18 protein-coding genes, 3 tRNA genes and 1 other RNA gene are annotated in these 17,447 nt (G+C 63.7%); 10 read left to right on the forward strand and 12 right to left on the reverse strand.

Annotated features, from left to right (window positions below; all coding sequences use genetic code 11):
* Positions 1-3 precede the first annotated feature (3 nt).
* The 6 genes from SIB46_RS05150 to SIB46_RS05175 form a co-directional block, all read right to left on the reverse strand.
* On the reverse strand, positions 4-213 hold the full coding sequence (locus tag SIB46_RS05150) for a hypothetical protein (protein WP_413297458.1): 210 nt from the start codon (positions 211-213) through the stop codon (positions 4-6).
* A gap of 156 nt (positions 214-369) precedes the next feature.
* A complete protein-coding gene (trpC, locus tag SIB46_RS05155) occupies positions 370-1,254 on the reverse strand; it encodes an indole-3-glycerol phosphate synthase TrpC (protein WP_413297459.1) in 885 nt (294 codons plus the stop codon).
* A gap of 8 nt (positions 1,255-1,262) precedes the next feature.
* Positions 1,263-2,690: a dihydrolipoyl dehydrogenase gene (lpdA, locus tag SIB46_RS05160; RefSeq protein WP_413297460.1), complete on the reverse strand. Its 1,428-nt coding sequence runs from the start codon at positions 2,688-2,690 to the stop codon at positions 1,263-1,265.
* 8 nt (positions 2,691-2,698) lie between these two features.
* Complete coding sequence (locus SIB46_RS05165) at positions 2,699-3,538, reverse strand: TrmH family RNA methyltransferase (protein ID WP_413297461.1); 840 nt, start codon at positions 3,536-3,538, stop codon at positions 2,699-2,701.
* Positions 3,525-3,773 carry a hypothetical protein gene (locus SIB46_RS05170; RefSeq protein WP_011935031.1) on the reverse strand — a complete coding sequence of 83 codons (249 nt, stop codon included), beginning with the start codon at positions 3,771-3,773 and terminating at the stop codon, positions 3,525-3,527. The genes SIB46_RS05165 and SIB46_RS05170 overlap by 14 nt, the downstream gene beginning before the upstream one ends.
* Before the next feature lie 100 nt (positions 3,774-3,873).
* Positions 3,874-3,957 (reverse strand) — tRNA-Leu (locus SIB46_RS05175).
* Between the two features lie 226 nt (positions 3,958-4,183).
* Here SIB46_RS05175 and murA point away from each other — a divergent pair.
* On the forward strand, positions 4,184-5,485 hold the full coding sequence (gene murA, locus SIB46_RS05180; RefSeq protein WP_413297462.1) for a UDP-N-acetylglucosamine 1-carboxyvinyltransferase: 1,302 nt from the start codon (positions 4,184-4,186) through the stop codon (positions 5,483-5,485).
* Here murA and SIB46_RS05185 read toward each other — a convergent pair.
* A tRNA-Leu gene (locus SIB46_RS05185) sits at positions 5,483-5,564 on the reverse strand. The two genes, murA and SIB46_RS05185, sit on opposite strands and share 3 nt — an antisense overlap.
* On the opposite strand from SIB46_RS05185, the gene SIB46_RS05190 reads away from it, so the two are divergent.
* The 3 genes from SIB46_RS05190 to SIB46_RS05200 are packed head-to-tail and all read left to right on the forward strand — an operon-like array spanning position 5,557 to position 8,433.
* Positions 5,557-6,759: an aspartate aminotransferase family protein gene (locus tag SIB46_RS05190; RefSeq protein WP_413297463.1), complete on the forward strand. Its 1,203-nt coding sequence runs from the start codon at positions 5,557-5,559 to the stop codon at positions 6,757-6,759. The genes SIB46_RS05185 and SIB46_RS05190 overlap by 8 nt on opposite strands.
* The gene (locus tag SIB46_RS05195; RefSeq protein ID WP_413297464.1) at positions 6,749-7,963 is read left to right on the forward strand and encodes a bifunctional folylpolyglutamate synthase/dihydrofolate synthase; all 1,215 of its coding nucleotides are present in this window, start codon (positions 6,749-6,751) and stop codon (positions 7,961-7,963) included. The genes SIB46_RS05190 and SIB46_RS05195 overlap by 11 nt, the downstream gene beginning before the upstream one ends.
* Positions 7,963-8,433 (forward strand): pentapeptide repeat-containing protein, encoded by a 471-nt coding sequence (locus tag SIB46_RS05200; RefSeq protein ID WP_413297465.1) that lies wholly within the window; start codon positions 7,963-7,965, stop codon positions 8,431-8,433. Before SIB46_RS05195 ends, SIB46_RS05200 begins: the two co-directional genes overlap by 1 nt.
* Here the strand turns inward: SIB46_RS05200 and SIB46_RS05205 are convergent.
* Together SIB46_RS05205 and SIB46_RS05210 are read right to left on the reverse strand one after the other, a co-directional pair.
* Positions 8,413-9,753: an FAD-binding oxidoreductase gene (locus SIB46_RS05205; RefSeq protein WP_413297466.1), complete on the reverse strand. Its 1,341-nt coding sequence runs from the start codon at positions 9,751-9,753 to the stop codon at positions 8,413-8,415. The genes SIB46_RS05200 and SIB46_RS05205 overlap by 21 nt on opposite strands.
* Positions 9,753-10,139, reverse strand: coding sequence for a DUF4359 domain-containing protein (locus SIB46_RS05210; RefSeq protein WP_413297467.1), 387 nt, complete (start codon positions 10,137-10,139; stop codon positions 9,753-9,755). The genes SIB46_RS05205 and SIB46_RS05210 overlap by 1 nt, the downstream gene beginning before the upstream one ends.
* 39 nt (positions 10,140-10,178) lie before the next feature.
* Here SIB46_RS05210 and SIB46_RS05215 point away from each other — a divergent pair.
* Positions 10,179-10,251: transfer RNA gene (locus SIB46_RS05215), tRNA-His, on the forward strand.
* 11 nt (positions 10,252-10,262) lie between these two features.
* On the opposite strand, the gene SIB46_RS05220 is transcribed toward SIB46_RS05215, so the two are convergent.
* Together SIB46_RS05220 and SIB46_RS05225 are read right to left on the reverse strand one after the other, a co-directional pair.
* A complete protein-coding gene (locus tag SIB46_RS05220) occupies positions 10,263-11,318 on the reverse strand; it encodes a DUF1611 domain-containing protein (protein ID WP_413297468.1) in 1,056 nt (351 codons plus the stop codon).
* Complete coding sequence (locus SIB46_RS05225) at positions 11,312-12,352, reverse strand: dipeptide epimerase (protein ID WP_413297469.1); 1,041 nt, start codon at positions 12,350-12,352, stop codon at positions 11,312-11,314. Before SIB46_RS05225 ends, SIB46_RS05220 begins: the two co-directional genes overlap by 7 nt.
* Before the next feature lie 86 nt (positions 12,353-12,438).
* On the opposite strand from SIB46_RS05225, the gene miaB reads away from it, so the two are divergent.
* The 5 genes from miaB (at position 12,439) to ftsZ (ending at position 17,327) form a co-directional block, all read left to right on the forward strand.
* On the forward strand, positions 12,439-13,800 hold the full coding sequence (gene miaB / locus SIB46_RS05230; RefSeq protein ID WP_413297470.1) for a tRNA (N6-isopentenyl adenosine(37)-C2)-methylthiotransferase MiaB: 1,362 nt from the start codon (positions 12,439-12,441) through the stop codon (positions 13,798-13,800).
* Positions 13,801-13,818: 18 nt separating this feature from the next.
* On the forward strand, positions 13,819-14,856 hold the full coding sequence (locus SIB46_RS05235) for a D-alanine--D-alanine ligase family protein (protein ID WP_413297471.1): 1,038 nt from the start codon (positions 13,819-13,821) through the stop codon (positions 14,854-14,856).
* Positions 14,853-15,263, forward strand: a complete 411-nt coding sequence (locus SIB46_RS05240) for a hypothetical protein (RefSeq protein WP_011935020.1) — start codon at positions 14,853-14,855, stop codon at positions 15,261-15,263. Before SIB46_RS05235 ends, SIB46_RS05240 begins: the two co-directional genes overlap by 4 nt.
* The gene (locus SIB46_RS05245; RefSeq protein WP_413297472.1) at positions 15,263-16,075 is read left to right on the forward strand and encodes a cell division protein FtsQ/DivIB; all 813 of its coding nucleotides are present in this window, start codon (positions 15,263-15,265) and stop codon (positions 16,073-16,075) included. Before SIB46_RS05240 ends, SIB46_RS05245 begins: the two co-directional genes overlap by 1 nt.
* Before the next feature lie 112 nt (positions 16,076-16,187).
* Entirely contained in the window at positions 16,188-17,327 is a 1,140-nt protein-coding gene (gene ftsZ / locus SIB46_RS05250; RefSeq protein WP_413297473.1) for a cell division protein FtsZ, read from the forward strand.
* A gap of 23 nt (positions 17,328-17,350) precedes the next feature.
* Here ftsZ and ffs read toward each other — a convergent pair.
* Positions 17,351-17,447, reverse strand: an RNA gene (gene ffs, locus SIB46_RS05255) — signal recognition particle sRNA small type.

A 17,447-nucleotide genomic window follows, 5' to 3' on the forward strand; every position in this document is an offset into this window, starting at 1 on the left:
TCATCACGGCTCGTCATCAGGGTCGACCCAAACCAGCTGTGGATCGATTCCCGCGTCGATGTCGTCATCCGGCCCCTCCTCCACATGTTCCAAGAGCTCAGGTACAAAATTGCCGCCTTGGCCCATGCCCAACGGGCTATCCAAAGGCGCCGGCACTGGCCATTGCATGTTCTCAATCAGCAAATCCACCGCCAAGTCAGCAGGTGAAGGCAAGGGAACAAACGACTGAACCGCTCCACGCCCCACCTGCTTCATCAAATTGAACAAGGGAAACGCCCGGGCAGGCTGAATAAATACCAAAGCGGCGCACGCAAAAAGAGCGGTTGCTGCCTTCACCTCAATCCAGCATCTGGGAGCAGGCTATGGAATTCAGCCAGCAATGAGTAGTTCTAGGGCTTGCTGCACATCGCTTTGGCGCATCAAGGCCTCACCCACCAGCACCGCATCGGCCCCAGCGCTCTGCACCCGATCAAGATCATCGCGGCTGAATAAACCCGATTCACTAACCAGCATTGCGCCGCTTTGACGTAGCTGCTCACCGTAGGTAGCCGTCAGCGTTTCTGTTGTCGCCAAATCGGTGTGAAAACTCGTGAGATCGCGGTTGTTGATGCCGATCAACTGCACTCCATCAGAGCTGAGCGCACGCTCCAGCTCAGCGGCGTCATGCACCTCCAGCAGCACCTGCAAGCCAAGGCTGCGGGCCACTTTGAGCAGATAGGTGATGTCTTGATCGGTGAGGATCGCCGCAATCAGCAGCACCGCATCAGCGCCAGCGGCGCGGGCTTGGTAGAGCTGATAAGGGCTGAGGATGAACTCCTTGCAGAGCAGGGGCAAATCCACCACCTGACGCACCTGCACCAGCACCTCAAAACCGCCCTGGAAAAAGCGCTTATCGGTGAGCACCGACAAGCAGCTGGCACCACCAGCGGCATAGGCCTTGGCAATGGCCTCCGGATCAAAGTCTTCGCGAATCACCCCTTTGCTGGGGCTGGCCTTTTTCACCTCAGCAATCACCGCCGGCTTGCGGCAGCTGGCCTTCAGCGCAGCGATGAAATCGCGGGGTGCCGGCAGGTCAGCCACCTGAGATTTCAGCTTCTCCAGCGGCACCCGCTCACGGGCCTGGGCGATTTCGCGATCCTTTTCCCAAACGATCTCCTCAAGGATGTGGCGTGGGGCCTCATCGTCGTGGGGAACGGCGTATTCCAGATGGGCAACACGCACCTTGGGGTTGGGCGGCCGGCGACGGATTTCCATGGCGGGGCTCAAGCGGCAAGGGCGTGGGCGGCCTGCTTGTAGGCCGATTCCACCACCTCGCTCAAGGTGGGGTGGGTGTGCACCTCATAAACGAGCTCGCGCACCGACTGGCGGCGGGCCACCGCATTGGCCACCTCTTGAATCAGATCAGCGGCGTGCAAACCAAAGATGTGCGCGCCCAACACCTCACCGGTGTCTTTGCGGAACAGCAGCTTCATGAGGCCATCGCTCTCCAGTTCCGCCAAGGCCTTGGAGTTGGCCTTGAAGTAGCTGCGCACACTGCCGAGTTCAAAGCCCTGCTCAGCAGCAAGGGCTTTGGCATCGGCTTCGCTTAGGCCCACCGAGCTGATCTCCGGGTGGGTGAAGGTGGCCGCTGGAATCGAGCGGTAATCCACGGTGCGATTGGCCCCGCAGATGTTCTCAACCGCCACAACGCCCTGAGCAGCTGCGGTATGGGCCAGCATCAACTTGCCGGTGACATCACCAACAGCCCAGAGATGGGGCACGGGATTACCGCCAGCCAGCACCCGCAGGCCGTCATCCACAGGAATGAAGCCACGCTCGCTCTCAACGCCCACAGCGGCCAAGTTGAGATCGGCGCTGGTGGGAACACGGCCGGTGGCCACCAGCACGGCATCGACTTCCAGCACTTCCACCAACTCCTTGGTGCCGGCATCAATCAGCTCGATCTTCACCGGGCTGCCAGGGATCACCTTGGAAGCAAAGACGCCGGAGCGGGTGTCGATATCACGGCTTTCAATCAGCTTGCGGCCCGCCAACTTGGCGATGTCGGGATCAAAGGTGGGCATCACCCGATCGAGGGCCTCGATCATCGTGACTTCACAGCCTAAAGCCGTGTAAACATCAGCAAATTCCAAGCCGATGTAGCCACTGCCGATGATCGCCAGCCACTGGGGCAGGCTCTCGAGGCGCACGGCGTCATCGCTGGTGAACACCGTGAGACCATCGGTTTCAATGCCGCGCGGCACAAAGGGATCGGAGCCCGTGGCAATCAGCACATCGGTGGCGCTGAGCACCCGCTCCACACCATTGCTCTGCCGCACAGCCACCTGCTGCGGGCCGGCCAACTGGGCCGTGCCGCGCACGATGGTGACGCCAGCTCGCTCCAGACTTTTGGTGAGGTTGGCGCGGATGTTCTCCACCAGCTGGTTGGCGTGATCAGCGATCGCCTGGCGATCGAACTGAACGGTGCCGGGGGTGATACCAAAGGAGGAGAGGTGCTCGCCATCGCTGAGTTCACGCACCCGGCCGCTGGCAGCCAATAGCGCTTTGGAGGGCACACAACCGCGGTTCACGCAGGTGCCGCCCATCTCGCGGCTTTCGATGATGGCCGTCTTGAGGCCCTTCTCAGCAGCGTGCTTTGCTGCATCAAAGCCGCCATAGCCGGCCCCGATCACGATCAGGTCGTAGTCCATCGCCGCGGTCAAGCGCCCAACGCAGTTGCCGCCGATTCTCTCCTGTCGTGTCCCTGCCTTACGCGCTCCAGTAACAGCACGCCGGCTGCCACGGCCACATTGAGCGATTCCACTGCCGCCTGGTGGGGAATCGTTAGGGCTGTAAGGCCCTGCTGCACCAGGGCGGGATCCAAGCCGCTACCTTCATTGCCGAGCAGCAGCAGGCTGGGCTGATGCCAATCGGGCCACCAATAGGGCTGGCCGCCATCACGCAGGGCGGCATAACAAGCCACACCGCGCTCTCGGGCCATGGCCAGCACAGGAGACAAATCATCGAGCCGCTGCATAGAAAGCTCCAAGGCAGCACCTGCTGACGCCCGCAGCACCTTGGGCTGCCAGGGGTCGGCGCCACCGCCCAACCAAACCCGATCCACACCAGCAGCCAAGGCGGTGCGCAGGATCGTGCCGAGATTGCCGGGATCTTGAACGCGATCCAAGGCCAACAGCAGTGGTGATTCCGCCTGCGGCCAAGTCGGGGCCTGCAGGCCCGGGGCTGGATGGGGCAACAGGGCAATCACCCCATCGGGGCTGTCGGTGCTGGCCATGGCCTGCAACACCTCAGGGCTGACCGGTTGCAGTGGCTCAGGCCCCAACAGCGTGGGGTGCTGCTCTTGCCAGCGGGTGGTGGCGATCAAACGCTCTAAAGGCAGCCCAAGACGGCGGCATTCCTGCAGCAAGTGGGTGCCCTCCAGCAGCAGCAAGCCCTGCTCGCGGCGCCCGCGCGGCTGCTGCAACGCCCGCACCTGCTGCACCAGGGGATTGCGGCGGCTGCTGATCAGATCAGCGGAGCGACCGTCAAATCTGCTCAAAGCGGCGCAGGTGAATGTCGTTCTTCATCACGATGCCTTCCGGACTGAGGTCCAGTCCCTTCACCGAAGCCACCGAGCCTTCAATGCCTTCTGTTCGCAGATTTTCCACCAACTTCTTGATTACTTCCTCCTCCACCTTGGCCTCATCGAGGCTGTCGGGAGTTAAGCGCTCCAAGAAGCGACCCACCTTGGAGGCCACGACGTCAGAGGCATTACTGATTTTGAGGACGATCACTGAAAAATGCCCTTGTCTTCTTCAGGATGCCAACAATGGCCCCCAAAAAAAGAAGCAAAATCTATAGAGCGCAGTTGTTATTGGTAACAACTGATTGAAGTGCGGATGGGGAGACTTGAACTCCCACGATGTTGCCACCACTAGTACCTGAAACTAGCGCGTCTACCAATTCCGCCACATCCGCTGGCGTTGCCCAGATCCCCTGCAGGGGCAGGGTTAATCAGCCTTTGAAAGGCACTCACTCAGAAGCGTTTCGGCCTCTTGTGAGCTGGCAGCTGATAACCATAAACCATGGCTGAACGCGCTCAGAGCTCACCCCAAGTGAGCCAATCAAGACAGTTCAACGGCCGGCCGTCTAGACGGTCTCACTTGCGATTGTCAAGATGTGGGTCCAGACGGCCACATTGCCGATGAACGTCATTCTTGCGCCGTCTCAAAAAGCTCTCACTCCCCACCTTGAAATTCGCGGCGGTCGGCGCTTAGAGGGGGAGATTCGCGTCAGCGGCGCCAAGAATTCAGCCCTGGTGTTGATGGCCGCATGCCTGCTCAGCAGCGACGATCTCAAGCTGCGCAACATGCCGGCCCTCTCCGACATCCAGGGCATGGGCGAGATCCTCGAGTCCCTCGGGGTCACCATGAACCGGGGCGAGGGATTCGTTGAACTCAACGCCTCCGGGATTAACCAGTCCTCACCGCCCTATGAGCTGGTGAACGGTCTGCGGGCCAGTTTCTTCTGCATCGGTCCTCTACTGGCGCGCACCGGCGTGGCCCGAGTGCCGCTGCCCGGCGGCTGCCAGATCGGCGCACGCCCCGTGGTCGAGCACGTCAAAGGGCTCAAAGCCCTTGGCGCTCAGGTCACGATTGAACACGGTGTGGTCTCAGCGGTCGTGCCAGGCCGCGGGCATCGCCTCACCGGCGGCAAAATCCACCTGGATTGCCCCAGTGTTGGCGCCACCGAAACCTTGATGATGGCCGCCGCCCTGGCCGACGGCGAAACAACAATCGACAACGCAGCCCAAGAGCCGGAGGTCGTTGACCTCGCCGGCTTGATCATCGCCATGGGCGGCAAGGTGCGCGGAGCTGGCACCCCCACGATCACGATCGTGGGCATGGAGCGCCTGCATGGCGCCGACTACATGGTGATCCCCGATCGCATCGAAGCCGGCACCCTGCTGCTGGCTGGTGCCATCACGCGCTCCAAGCTGCGGATCACCCCACTGATTCCTGAGCATCTCGGCGCCGTGCTGAGCAAGCTTGAAGAGGCGGGCTGCACGCTCGAATCCGATGGCATCGGCATGACGATTTCGGCGGATCGCGTGCGCGCCGTTGATCTGCGCACCCAGCCGTTCCCTGGTTTCCCCACCGACCTGCAGGCCCCCTTCATGAGCTTGCTCGCCACCGCCGAGGGCACCAGCGTGATCACTGAAGCAATTTTTGAAAACCGGCTTCAGCACGTGGCTGAGTTGCAACGCATGGGCGCCGCTATCCGCACCCAAGGCAACACCGCCTTCATCGAAGGCGTTCCCTTCCTCAGCGGAGCCCCAGTGACCGGCAGCGACCTGCGCGCTTCGGCGGCCATGGTGCTGGCGGGCCTCGCCGCTGAAGGCACCACCTTGGTGCAAGGCCTACAGCACCTCGATCGTGGCTATGACCGCCTCGAAGAGAAACTCAGGAGCGTTGGTGCTTCGATTGCGCGTCACGACGTTGGATAGGGGCAGTCGGACTCGAACCGACAAAGCCGAAGCCGGCGCATTTTGAGTGCGCTGCGTCTACCAATTCCGCCATGCCCCCGCAGGATCAATCTACCGCTGTGATGGCCACCTACGGCCGCTTCCCTGTGAAGTTGGAGCGGGGCCAAGGGGTTTGGGTTCGTGACAGCCAAGGGCGCCGCTACCTCGATTGCGTTGCCGGGATTGCCACCTGCACCTTGGGCCACAGCGATCGGGCCCTACGACGGGCCCTCACCCAGCAGCTGCGCAAGCTGCAGCACGTTTCGAACCTCTATGCCATTGGTGAGCAGGAGCAGCTGGCCAGCTGGATTGCAGGCAACAGCTGTTGCGATCAGGTGTTCTTCTGCAACTCCGGCGCCGAAGCCAATGAGGCCGCCATCAAGTTGGCCCGCAAGTACGGCCACAGCCGCCGCGGCCTTAGCCAGCCGCTGATCCTTACGGCCCGCTCCAGCTTTCACGGCCGCACCCTGGCGGCGGTGACCGCCACCGGCCAGCCCAAATACCACCGCGGCTTTGAGCCCCTGCCCGAGGGCTTTGCCTACTTCGATTACAACGACATCAGCAGCCTGGAAGCCGCGCTGCAGCAGCACAGCGATCGCGCCGTAGCTGTGCTGCTGGAACCCCTGCAAGGGGAGGGCGGGATCCTGCCGGGCGATCGGGCTTTCTTTGCCCGCTTACGCCAGCTCTGTGATGAGCGCCAACTGCTGTTGATCAGTGATGAGGTGCAGGTGGGCATGGGCCGCAGCGGCACCCTGTGGGGCTACCAGCAACTGGGCATTGAGCCCGATGCCTTCACCACCGCCAAAGGCCTCGGCGGCGGCTTCCCGATCGGGGCTCTGGCGGTGAAAAACCATGCCGCCGTGTTTGAGCCGGGGGATCACGCCAGCACCTTTGGCGGCAACCCCCTGGCCTGCCGCGCCGCCCTCACCGTGGCCAGCGAACTGGAGCAGCGGCACCTACTGGAGAATGTGCAGCAGCGGGGCGAGCAATTACAGCAGGGCCTGCAGCAACGGGTGGAGCAATGGCCGCAGCTGCTCGCCGGCCAACGGGGTTGGGGCTTGATTCGCGGCCTGCTGCTGCGTGATGACAGCGTCAGCGCCATCGATCTGGTCAAGGCCGCGATGGCCGAGGGCTTATTGCTGGTGCCGGCCGGCAGCCAAGTGGTGCGTTTTGTGCCGCCCCTGGTGATCAACCGCCGCCAAATCCAGCAGGCCCTACAGCGCCTGGATCGGGCCCTCAGCACCCTTGCGGCCTGAGGTGCAGCTGCCTGATCCGGTCGAGCTGGGTGATCTGCTCGAACCCTTCAGCCGCCGCGGCATTGATCTAGGGCTCGATCGCCTGCATCAGGCCCTGGCCGCTGGTGGCCACCCGGAGCAGCGCTTCCCTGCCGTGCAAGTGGCCGGCACCAACGGCAAGGGCTCAATCTGCACGGCCTTAGGAGCGATCCTGCAGGCCGCGGGACTGAAGGCAGGCCTCTACCGCTCGCCGCATCTGATCAGCTGGTGTGAGCGGATTGCCATTGGCGATCAGTGGATTGCAGGCCAGCAGCTGCGCTCGCTGTTGCAGCACTGGCAGCCCACCGGCCAGCAACATCAACTCACACCATTTGAACTGCTCACCGCAGTAGCCATGGATCATTTCGCCGCAACCCAGGTGGATCTAGCGGTGTTGGAGGTGGGCCTGGGCGGCCGCCTTGATGCCACCACCTGCCACCCCAACCGGCCTGTGCTCGGTATCGCCAACATCGGCCTGGATCACCGCGAACACCTCGGCTCCACGCTCGAGGCGATCGCGGCTGAGAAAGCCGGCATCTTTCACACCGGGGCCATGGCCTTCAGTGCCCCGCAGCAGGATTCCGTTGCCCAGGTGCTGGAGCAGCAGGCCAAGCAGCGGGGCTGCCAGCTGCACTGGGTGGAACCGCTGGCAGCGGACGTGCCCCTGGGTTTGGCCGGCAGTTGGCAACGCAGCAACGGCGCTGTGGCCCTCGCCATGGCCCAAGAACTGGCCCGCCAAGGCTGGCCAATCAGCGCTCAAGCCATGGCGCAAGGCTTGGCCCAGGCCCAGTGGAGCGGCCGCTTGCAGCGGCGCCAGTGGCGCGGCCAGCCGGTGCTCATTGATGGTGCCCACAATCCCCCAGCCGCTGAGGGGCTCCGCCGCGAACTCAACCAGCTAGCGCCGGGGCAACCGCGCCATTGGTTGCTAGGCATTCAGCGCCACAAAGACGGGCCCGCGATCGTTCGTGCCCTCATGGCCCCAGGGGATCGCGCCTGGATGGTGCCAATCGAAGGCTGCCGCAGCTGGCAGGCCGCTGAGCTGAATATCCCTGGCGTGCACGACAGCCCCTCAGCCGAGCAGGCTCTCGAGCAGCTCTGGCCTGCGGCCTGTGAACCGGTGATTGCTGGATCGCTCTACCTCTTAGGCCAGCTCTGGCCCACACTGGAGCCCCCTGCTGAAGGCTGATGCTGCGCCTGCTTGTTGTGCTGCTGTTGAACCTCAGCCTGCTGTGGCCCCTGCAACCGGCCATGGCCAGCGGCAGCTATCTGGAAAAAACCGATTACACCCTCACCAACCAGAGCGACGCTGATTTCAGCGGCCAAGATCTCGAGGGCAGCTCCTTTGCCGGTGCGGTAGCCCGCAATGCTGATTTCAGCGGCGCCAAGCTGCATGGGGCGATCTTTACCCAGGGGGCTTTTGCCGGCTCCAACTTCGCCGGCGCCGATCTCAGCGATGTGTTGATGGACCGCGCTGATTTCACCGGCACCAACCTCAGCGGTACCAACCTCAGCGGCGTGGTGGCCAATGGCAGCAGCTTTGCCAAAGCTGAGATCGAGGGTGCTGATTTCACCGGCGCCCTACTCGATCGTGATGATCAAATCACCCTGTGCCGCAAAGCCAAAGGGGAAACGCGCCTAAGCCTCGACTGCCCCTGATCTCCAGCCCCTCAACTTGCCGGGATTGCAGAGACCAGCGGGGTCATAGGCCCGTTTGGCAGCCACCTGATCGGCATCCACCACACCCAATCCGCCGTCTTCCACGCTGATGGCATGGGCGTTGAACACCAATCCTCCGGCTGCTTTCAGCGCCCCATTGAGCTCCGCAAGGGCCGCTTCGCCGCGCCACACAAACGGCAACAAGCCCACCCAGCGCAGCCGCCCGCCTTGGCGAACCCGCTCGAGATGCCAATGCACCCAGCCCGGCCAGCGCTCCGCGATGGCCTCCATGAAGGGCCCCACCGGATCGGGCAACAGCACCAGTTGATAGGTGAACTCCGGCGCATTGGCGCGCAGCTGCAAGGTGGTGTGGTTCCAGCAGAGCTCACGCAGCAGCAAACCGCGGGGGGGCCATTGCGGCCGCTGCCAGCAGAGCTCGGCGCCGGCAGCGCTGGCCATGCTCTCGATCAGCGGCAGTGCCGCGGGAGCCGCCAGCAGCAGCAGGGCATCACCACGGGGCCAAGCACTGCTGCCCAAGGCGGGCATGCGCTCCAGCAAGCGCCGCTCCAAAAAGCAGAGGCCATCAATCTCCAGCGCCGCAGTGGTGAGTTGCTCGCCCAAGGCCAAGGCAGCCGCTGCGCTCTCTGCAACCAGCGCCACTTCTTGCCAGTCCTGCCACGGCGCCGCCGGCACCGTGATCGCCGTGAAGATGCCGTTGCTGCCATAGGCATGGTTCAAACCGCGCGCGACAGCGGCATCGAGTTGCAGCACCCGCGGCTCCGGCTCAATAGTGACCACCTCCAGGCCCAGCAGATTGCCGGGATCGCGCAACAGCCCCCAGCGCACGCTGCCCACCCCACTGGAGCCGCCGGCGATGAAGCCCCCCAAGCTGGCGGTGCGCCAGGTGCTGGGGGCTAGACGCAAGGCCCAGCCCTGGGGCTGCAGATAGCGATCGAGCTCCAGCAAGCGGCAGCCTGGCTCAGCGGTGAGCACACCGCTGAGCGGATCAAACTGCCGCACCTGCTGCATGGCGGAGGTATCGAGCACCACGCCGCCTTCTAAAGGAACGGCTTGGCCGTAATTGCCGGTTCCAGCCCCTCGCGGGGTGAGCGGCACCCCATGGCGGGCGCAAGCACCAGCAACTTGCACCACCTCTTCGGTGCTGGTGGCGCGCACCACCAGATCAGCGCAGCAGGGCTGCAGGCGCGGCACCAAGGAAGGCGAAAAACCGAATTGGTCGTGGGAGAGCTGCTGCAGCAGCGGCCCTTGATCAACCAAATCGAGCTGGGAAAGTTCAGTCTTGAGTTCAGCCAGCCCCATTAATCGATGGGCTCGGCGCGCAACACAATGAACTGTCCAGCCACAGCCAACGTCTCCAGGGAATAGCTGGGCACCGACAACTTGGCGAGGAGCCCGGTAGTCCCAACAGTTGTTGTGTAAAAGCTAAAGAGGCCGAAATTGCGTCGTTGGCTTAGATCCAACGCCAGATCCCCCAAGGCCTCCCGCTGATCGCGAAACAGTCGCGGGCAGTTCTCCACCAAGAGGTTCACCACCAGGGGGAGCACACCATCGCGGCAAAACTCCTGAATGCCCCGCTCACTGAGTTCTCGACCAGCGAAATCGGCAAAATCCTTCGGCCCCGGATTACTGACAAACAACAGGGCACCGGCCGCCGGCAGCAGAAGCAAGGGGAGGGAAAGACGCACGCTGGGCAGTCGGGCCGCTGGTAGATTCTGATCGACACGGCGGGCGTCGCCAAGTGGTTAAGGCAGCGGCTTGTGGCGCCGCTATTCGGGGGTTCGAATCCCCTCGCTCGCCCTTCTCCGTGGTCAGCTGAGCAACGCTTCCAGCAAACGGTCAGCTCCACCACGCACAGGATCAGCGCAGCAGCACCCCGTGTCGTGGGCTGTTTGCTCCATGGCTGCTGCGGCCTCAGCGTCATCAAGCTGTGCTGTGTTTAAGGCGATCGCCTTCACCCGCGCGGGCGCGAGCCCCGGCGGCCGCCCTAGGCGCGCCAATGCCTCCACCACCGCAATCAGCTCTGGCAACGGCGGCAAGGCGATCTCCGGCAAGTTGCGGATGCTGCGCTGCCCGGCGCGGTGCACCAACAGCAAACTGTTGGCCTGGCTGCCGCGCATTAAGGGCAAGGTGGCGGTGGAGCCTGGATGGCAAAAGGAGCCCTGGCCCTCCACAAAGACGATCGACTCCTCACCGGCCCCCTCAGCCACCTGCAACACGGCCTGCTCAATGGCGCCAGCGGCGTAATCCACCCGTACGGCATCCAGCGGCACTCCGCCACCAGCAATCAAAATCCCGGCCTGGCCCGTGCCCACAAAGCGGGCATCGAGCCCTCGCTGGCGGGCCGCTGCGGTGAGCTCCAGGGCTGCACTCATCTTTCCAACCGACATGTCGGTGCCCACCGCCAAGATCCGCCGGCAGGGCAAAGACGCTGCCCGCGCCGCGGCCACACCAAGGCCAGCAGGCTCCTGGCGCAGATCCCAAATCCAAGAGCCCGGTTGCACCGCAGCCTGCAGCTCCGGATCAGCCGCAAGCTGGGTATGCAAACCACTGGCCACACTCAAGCCGCTGCGTAGCGCCTCCAGCACCGATTGGCGCACCGCCTCAGGCAACACACCACCAGAGGGCGCCAGGCCCACCACCGCCACCTGGGGCCCATAGACCATGGCCTCGGCTACCGAGGCCACCACTGGAACCGAGCGGGGGATGCCGGTGAGCAAGGGCAGATCAGCGCCGGCATGGCCTGGATCCAACACAGCCACCACAGGGCCCTGGCGGTAACGCAAAAAAGCCAGGCCCGTTTTGCCAGAAAGATCAGAGAGGCCGCCGTGCTGCAGCAGCAGCACCGGTGCATCGGGGCTCAACATGGCTGCACCCCCAAGCCAGCGCCAGAACTGGGCTGCAGCAGATCCCCCTGGGCCAGCGGGCCAGAGAAGGGGTCATCCGCCAAGTTGAGGTGGGAATCAAGATCCGGCCACTCCACCAGGGGCAGCAGCTGGGCGGCCGCACCATTGAGCAGGGCACTATCGGAGTAGCAGCCCAGCATCAACTTCAGGCCCAAGCGCGAAGCCACCTGAGCCATCAACAGCGCCTCGCTGAGGCCACCGGTTTTGAGCAACTTGAGGTTGACCCCCTGCACATGGGGCGCCAGCCGCAACAGATCCTCCAGGTTCCAGCAGCTTTCATCGGCCACCAAGGGGATCGGAGCCGCCCCCTGCAGGGCCGCAAACCCCTGCTCATCGCCGTTGCTAGCCGCTAGGGGCTGCTCCACCAGCACCACCCCGCGCTCCGCGAGCCAAGGCAGCATCTGGCGCGCCCCCTCCAGGCTCCAGCCGCCATTGGCATCCACTTGCAATTCGGCCCCGCACAGCGCTGGCAACAGGGCCTCCACCAGGGACTGGTCATGGCTGAGCCCATCGGGGCTGCCCAACTTCAACTTCACCCGGCTGGCCGGCAGCTGCTGACGCCAGCGGCTCAAACGCTCCAGCACCTTCTCCACCGAAGCCAGCCCGAGGGTGACGCTGGTGGGCTGGCAGCCGCGTAAATCCAGGCCCCAAAGCCGCCACAGCGGCTGGGCCAACAGCTTCCCCCAGAGGTCATGCAAGGCCAAATCCACCGCGCAGCGGGCAGGCGCACTCAACGGGGCCAACAACGCCGGCCACTGGGCCGGCTCCTGCCAACCAGCCGCCTCCAGCTGAGGCAACCAGCCCGTGAGTTCCTGCTCGAGCTGGGCGGTGCTGAAGGCCCGCTGGCCAGTGTCAAAGCCGCCGGTTTCGCCGCGGCCGATCTGACCGCCGTGTTCAAGCTCCAGCAGCAGGTGCTCCACAGCAGCGGTGGTGCCGCGGCTGATGGTGAGAGGCACCTGCTTGGTCAGCGTGAAACGACGCAGTGACCAGCGCATCGCAAGCCAAACCAAGACCATCGTGTCTCACCCTGCCACGTCAGTTCACCGGCCATGGTCAAGACTGGGTTGAGCCTCATCCACCCATGGCCGACTCCTCCCGAGGGACCTACTGGATCACCACCTTCGGCTGCCAGATGAACAAGGCCGATTCCGAGCGCATGGCCGGCATTTTGGAGTCCATGGGGTACAGCGCCGGCAGCGGCGAAGACCAGGCCGATCTGGTGCTCTACAACACCTGCACGATCCGCGATAACGCCGAACAGAAGGTGTACAGCTACCTGGGTCGTCAGGCCCGGCGGAAGCGCGACAACCCGGCGTTGACCTTGGTGGTGGCCGGCTGTGTCGCCCAGCAGGAGGGGGAGTCCCTGCTGCGCCGCGTGCCCGAGCTGGATCTGGTGATGGGCCCGCAACACGCCAACCGGCTCGACACCCTTCTCAACCAGGTGGAAGCCGGCCAGCAAGTGGTGGCCACCGACGACCATCACATCCTCGAAGACATCACCACAGCACGGCGCGACAGCTCCCTCTGCGCCTGGGTGAATGTGATCTATGGCTGCAACGAGCGCTGCACCTACTGCGTGGTGCCCTCGGTGCGCGGCCAAGAGCAATCACGCCTGCCAGAGGCCATCCGCCTGGAGATGGAGGGGCTGGCGGCCCGCGGCTACAAGGAAATCACCCTCTTGGGCCAAAACATCGATGCCTACGGCCGTGATCTGCCGGGCATCACGCCGGAGGGCCGGCGTCAAAACACCCTCACGGATTTGCTGCACCACGTGCACGACGTGGAGGGCATCGAGCGGATTCGCTTTGCCACCAGCCACCCGCGCTATTTCACCGAGCGCCTGATCGAAGCCTGCGCCGAGCTGCCGAAGGTGTGTGAGCACTTCCATGTGCCCTTCCAAAGCGGCGACGACGAGCTACTCAAGGCCATGGCGCGCGGCTACACCACCGCCCGCTACCGCCGCATAGTTGAGCAGATCAGAAACTTGATGCCGGATGCCGCCATCAGCGCTGACGCCATCGTGGGCTTCCCGGGCGAAACCGATGCCCAGTTCCGCCGCACCTTGGAGCTCGTTGATGAGATCGGCTTTGACCTGCTCAATACCGCCGCCTACTCGCCAAGGCCCAACACCCCAGCAGCCGACTGGCCCGATCAGGTGGAGGAGTACGTGAAGGTGGAGCGCCTCAAAGAGCTCAATGCCCTGGTGGAGCGCAAAGCCAAAGCCTGCAGCCAGCGTTATCTGGGCCGGGTGGAAGATGTCTTAGCCGAAGGCATCAACCCGAAAGACAACACACAGTTGATGGGCCGCACCCGCACCAACCGGCTCACCTTTTTCCCAGCCGGCAGCCACCGCGTTGGTGACACGGTGCCGGTGCGAATCGAGCAGGTGCGCGCGTTTTCCCTCAGCGGGTCTGCCCAAGCCCAGCCAGCGCTGGTACGTTGAGCTCCCCGCGCTTGAGCCTTGAGCAGCCAGCAATCCAAGGTTGTCGGGCTCATTTTTGGCGGCGCCTCCGGCGAGCACGACGTTTCGATTCGCTCGGCTGCCACCGTGGCTGAAGGACTAGCAAGCGGAGCCAACCAGGAGCGCTACCGCGTTCAGCCTGTCTATATCGATCGCCAGGGCCGCTGGTGGGGTGAGGCAATCGCCCGCCAGGTGCTCAGCAGCGGCCAGGCCCTCGCTGATGACGGCAGCCGGCCGGGCTTCAGCGGTTTTCCCGATGGCTGCCTGGAGGTGGAGATCTGGTACCCGGTGCTGCACGGCCCCAATGGAGAAGACGGCACCATTCAGGGGCTGTTCAGCCTGATGCAAAAGCCTTTTGTGGGCTCCGGAGTGCTGGGCTCAGCCGTGGGCATGGACAAGCTGGCGATGAAAGCAGCGTTCTCAGCTGCTGGCCTGCCCCAAGGGCCCTACCAGCCAGTGCTAGCCAGCCAGCTCAATGACAACAGTGCCCTGCTCGAGGAGCTGGAAACGCAACTGGGCTACCCCTGCTTCATCAAGCCCGCCAACCTGGGCTCCTCGGTGGGGATCAGCAAAGCCACCAACCGCCCGGAGCTGAAAGCGGGATTGGATCTTGCCGCCAGCCACGACAGCCGCTTGCTGGTGGAGAAGGGGCTGCAGGTGCGCGAGCTCGAATGCGCCGTGCTGGGGGGCCAAGATCTCAAAGCCTCAGTACTGGGAGAGGTGAGCTTTGACGCCGATTGGTACGACTACGAAACCAAGTACTCCTCAGGGCTGAGCAGCACGCAGATTCCCGCCGATCTCCCCGAAACCATCAGCAGCCGGGCCCAGCAATTGGCTGTTGAAGCGGTACAGGCGGTGGGGGCTAGCGGCCTCAGCCGTGTTGACTTCTTCTATGAGGAAGCCAGCGGCAGCCTGCTGATCAATGAAATCAATACGTTGCCTGGCTTCACTAGCCAAAGCATGTATCCCATGCTCTGGAAGGCGAGTGGTGTTCCGCTGGAGGAGCTTGTGCATCAACTGCTGGAGCTAGCCCAATGAGCCACGGACTGATGTGGCTGCCGCTGCTGGTGGCCTTTGTGGTGTTGACGGCCCTGGGCTGGTTGGAACGGCGCCGCCAACGGCTGTTCCTGGAGTGGGCCAGCGAATCGGAACTGTCGAAACTCGATGGCAGTGGCGCCGCTCGCCTCAAAGATGGCTGGCTCGAATGGAGCAGCTTTGAAGCCGGAAAACTCAAGCAGGAGGGCCGCTTTGAGGTTTGCAAGCTCGAGCTCGTCGAGCTGCTGGCCCTGAGCTCCGGCGATGCCCCCCTCACCGATGAAAGCCATGGCCCCTGCCGGTTGCGCCTGATTGGCAGCGGCGATCAGCGGGATTTGGCCTTTGCCGATGCTGATCGCGCCCGCGACTGGATTGAGCAGCTGATGAGCCGCTCCCGCTGCGAGCTGTGATGGTGCGCAGCCCAGCGCGGCCCCAACGGCCGCCCAGTGCTGAGCTGCAGCGCCGCCGGGACTTGCGCCGGCGCAAGAGAGTTCACTTCGCCATGCAGCTATGGAGCCTGCTGCTGCTGCTGGGCGCCAGCGCAGGACTCGGGTGGCTGCTGCTGCGCCATGGCTGGCTGCTGCGCACACCCGAGCAGGTGCAACTGAGCAGCCGCTCCCCCTTCAACCGCGAGCAGGTGATCAGCGCTGCTGGACTGCGCTTTCCGGTGACCCTGTTGAGCCTCGATGGCGCCAACCTGCAGCAGCGCCTGGGGACCAACCTGCCCGTGGAGGACATCCGCTTGCAGCGCCAACTGTGGCCGCCCCAACTGCTGATCGATCTACGCCTGAGGCAAGCCGTGGCCCGCGCCCAGCGGCACACGCCTCAAGGCCGGGAAACGGGCTATGTCGATCGCACCGGGGCGTGGATCAGCCTGTCGCAACAGGAACAAGCCCGCGGCGAAGCGGTGCCGGCCCTGCGTGTACTGGGCTGGCAGCCAAGGCATGCCGGCACCGTTGCCCTGCTGCTGCGGGAGCTGCCGCCTGCGGCGGCTATCAGCCAGATGGAATTCAGGCGCAATGGCGAGCTATGGATGCAGAGCAGAGCCCTAGGGCCGGTGCGTTTTGGCAGCTTGGATCAACGGCTGCCCAGACAACTTGAGGTGCTCTCGCATCTGGCAGAGCAGCAACCTTTGGCCCAAGAGCCAACCCAAGCCTTGGATCTCAGCGATCCCGAACGACCCGAACTGGTGCTGGTAGCGCCGAAGTCGTCAGAAAACTGACACAGCCAAACATTGCGAATTGCACGATTCGGGGCGAACCTGTCGCATCAACTTCTGACCATTCGGTCATTCCTCGATAATGCTGCAGCCAATGAATGGTGTGGGCACTGCCATGGAACGTGAAGCCAACGCAAGTTCTGGCAGTCCAGACACCAAATTCAGCGTCGCCGCCGCAGGAATCGTGCCCAGCCAGAACGCCCGCATTCAAGTCATCGGTGTTGGTGGTGGCGGCAGCAATGCCATCAATCGGATGATCGCCTCCGAGCTCCATGGCGTTGGCTTTTGGGTACTCAACACCGATGCCCAAGCCCTGCTGAATTCAGCAGCCAACCAGCGCGTGCAGCTGGGCATGAAGCTCACCCGCGGCCTCGGGGCCGGCGGCAACCCATCGATCGGCCAGAAGGCCGCTGAAGAATCCCGTGTTGATCTGCAGCAGTCCTTAGAAGGCACCGATTTGGTGTTCATCACTGCCGGCATGGGCGGCGGCACCGGCACCGGCGCCGCTCCAATTGTGGCGGAAGTCGCCAAAGAATCCGGCGCCCTCACCGTTGGCATCGTCACCAAGCCCTTCACCTTTGAAGGCCGCAAGCGCATGCGCCAAGCCGAGGAGGGTATTGCCCGCTTGGCCGAGCATGTGGACACCTTGATCGTGATCCCCAATGACCGGCTGCGGGATGCCATCTCTGGGGCTCCACTTCAAGAAGCCTTCCGCACCGCCGATGAAGTGCTGCGCAGTGGCGTCAAAGGCATCAGCGACATCATCACCAAACCCGGCCTGGTGAACGTTGACTTTGCCGACGTGCGCTCGGTGATGGCCTCCGCCGGCACCGCCCTGCTGGGCATCGGCGTGGGCTCAGGCCGCTCACGGGCCACAGAAGCCGCCATGGCCGCCATGAGCAGCCCGCTGCTGGAGTCGGCCCGTATCGATGGCGCCAAGGGCTGTGTGATCAACATCAGCGGTGGCCGCGACATGACCCTTGAGGACATGACCACCGCCTCAGAAGTGATCTACGACGTGGTGGATCCTGAAGCCAACATCATCGTGGGCGCCGTTGTGGATGAGGCGCTGGAGGGCGAAATTCACGTCACGGTGATCGCCACTGGCTTTGAAGGCGGCAACCAATACGTGCCCCAACGCACGCTGCGCACCGAGCTCAGCGACACCGCAGCCCAGACCAACCTGGAGATCAACGAAAGCGGCGTCCGCATTCCGGCCTTCCTGCAGAACCGCCAGAACCGCGATCAGGACTGAGTCCTGAGCTCAGATTGTGAAGGGGTGACCCGGAGTCCACGCCTGCCTCGAGCATCCCGTGTGGCTGCTGCCTTCCGGATCTGACCAGGTTTAGGCGTCGGAGCCGCATGGGTCCGAGTC

Source organism: Synechococcus sp. MIT S9452, assembly GCF_047304245.1.
GTDB lineage: Bacteria > Cyanobacteriota > Cyanobacteriia > PCC-6307 > Cyanobiaceae > RCC307.

Excerpts from the sequence above, each read along its gene's own strand:
- SIB46_RS05240 (WP_011935020.1), top strand. The coding sequence starts at position 14,853 with ATGAGCCACGGACTGATGTGGCTGCCGCTGCTGGTGGCCTTTGTGGTG.
- SIB46_RS05190 (WP_413297463.1), top strand. The coding sequence starts at position 5,557 with ATGCCCCCGCAGGATCAATCTACCGCTGTGATGGCCACCTACGGCCGC.
- SIB46_RS05245 (WP_413297472.1), top strand. The coding sequence starts at position 15,263 with ATGGTGCGCAGCCCAGCGCGGCCCCAACGGCCGCCCAGTGCTGAGCTG.
- ftsZ (WP_413297473.1), top strand. The coding sequence starts at position 16,188 with ATGGAACGTGAAGCCAACGCAAGTTCTGGCAGTCCAGACACCAAATTC.
- SIB46_RS05225 (WP_413297469.1), bottom strand. The coding sequence starts at position 12,352 with ATGCGCTGGTCACTGCGTCGTTTCACGCTGACCAAGCAGGTGCCTCTC.
- SIB46_RS05205 (WP_413297466.1), bottom strand. The coding sequence starts at position 9,753 with ATGGGGCTGGCTGAACTCAAGACTGAACTTTCCCAGCTCGATTTGGTT.
- SIB46_RS05220 (WP_413297468.1), bottom strand. The coding sequence starts at position 11,318 with ATGTTGAGCCCCGATGCACCGGTGCTGCTGCTGCAGCACGGCGGCCTC.
- SIB46_RS05200 (WP_413297465.1), top strand. The coding sequence starts at position 7,963 with ATGCTGCGCCTGCTTGTTGTGCTGCTGTTGAACCTCAGCCTGCTGTGG.
- murA (WP_413297462.1), top strand. The coding sequence starts at position 4,184 with ATGAACGTCATTCTTGCGCCGTCTCAAAAAGCTCTCACTCCCCACCTT.
- lpdA (WP_413297460.1), bottom strand. The coding sequence starts at position 2,690 with ATGGACTACGACCTGATCGTGATCGGGGCCGGCTATGGCGGCTTTGAT.
- trpC (WP_413297459.1), bottom strand. The coding sequence starts at position 1,254 with ATGGAAATCCGTCGCCGGCCGCCCAACCCCAAGGTGCGTGTTGCCCAT.
- miaB (WP_413297470.1), top strand. The coding sequence starts at position 12,439 with ATGGCCGACTCCTCCCGAGGGACCTACTGGATCACCACCTTCGGCTGC.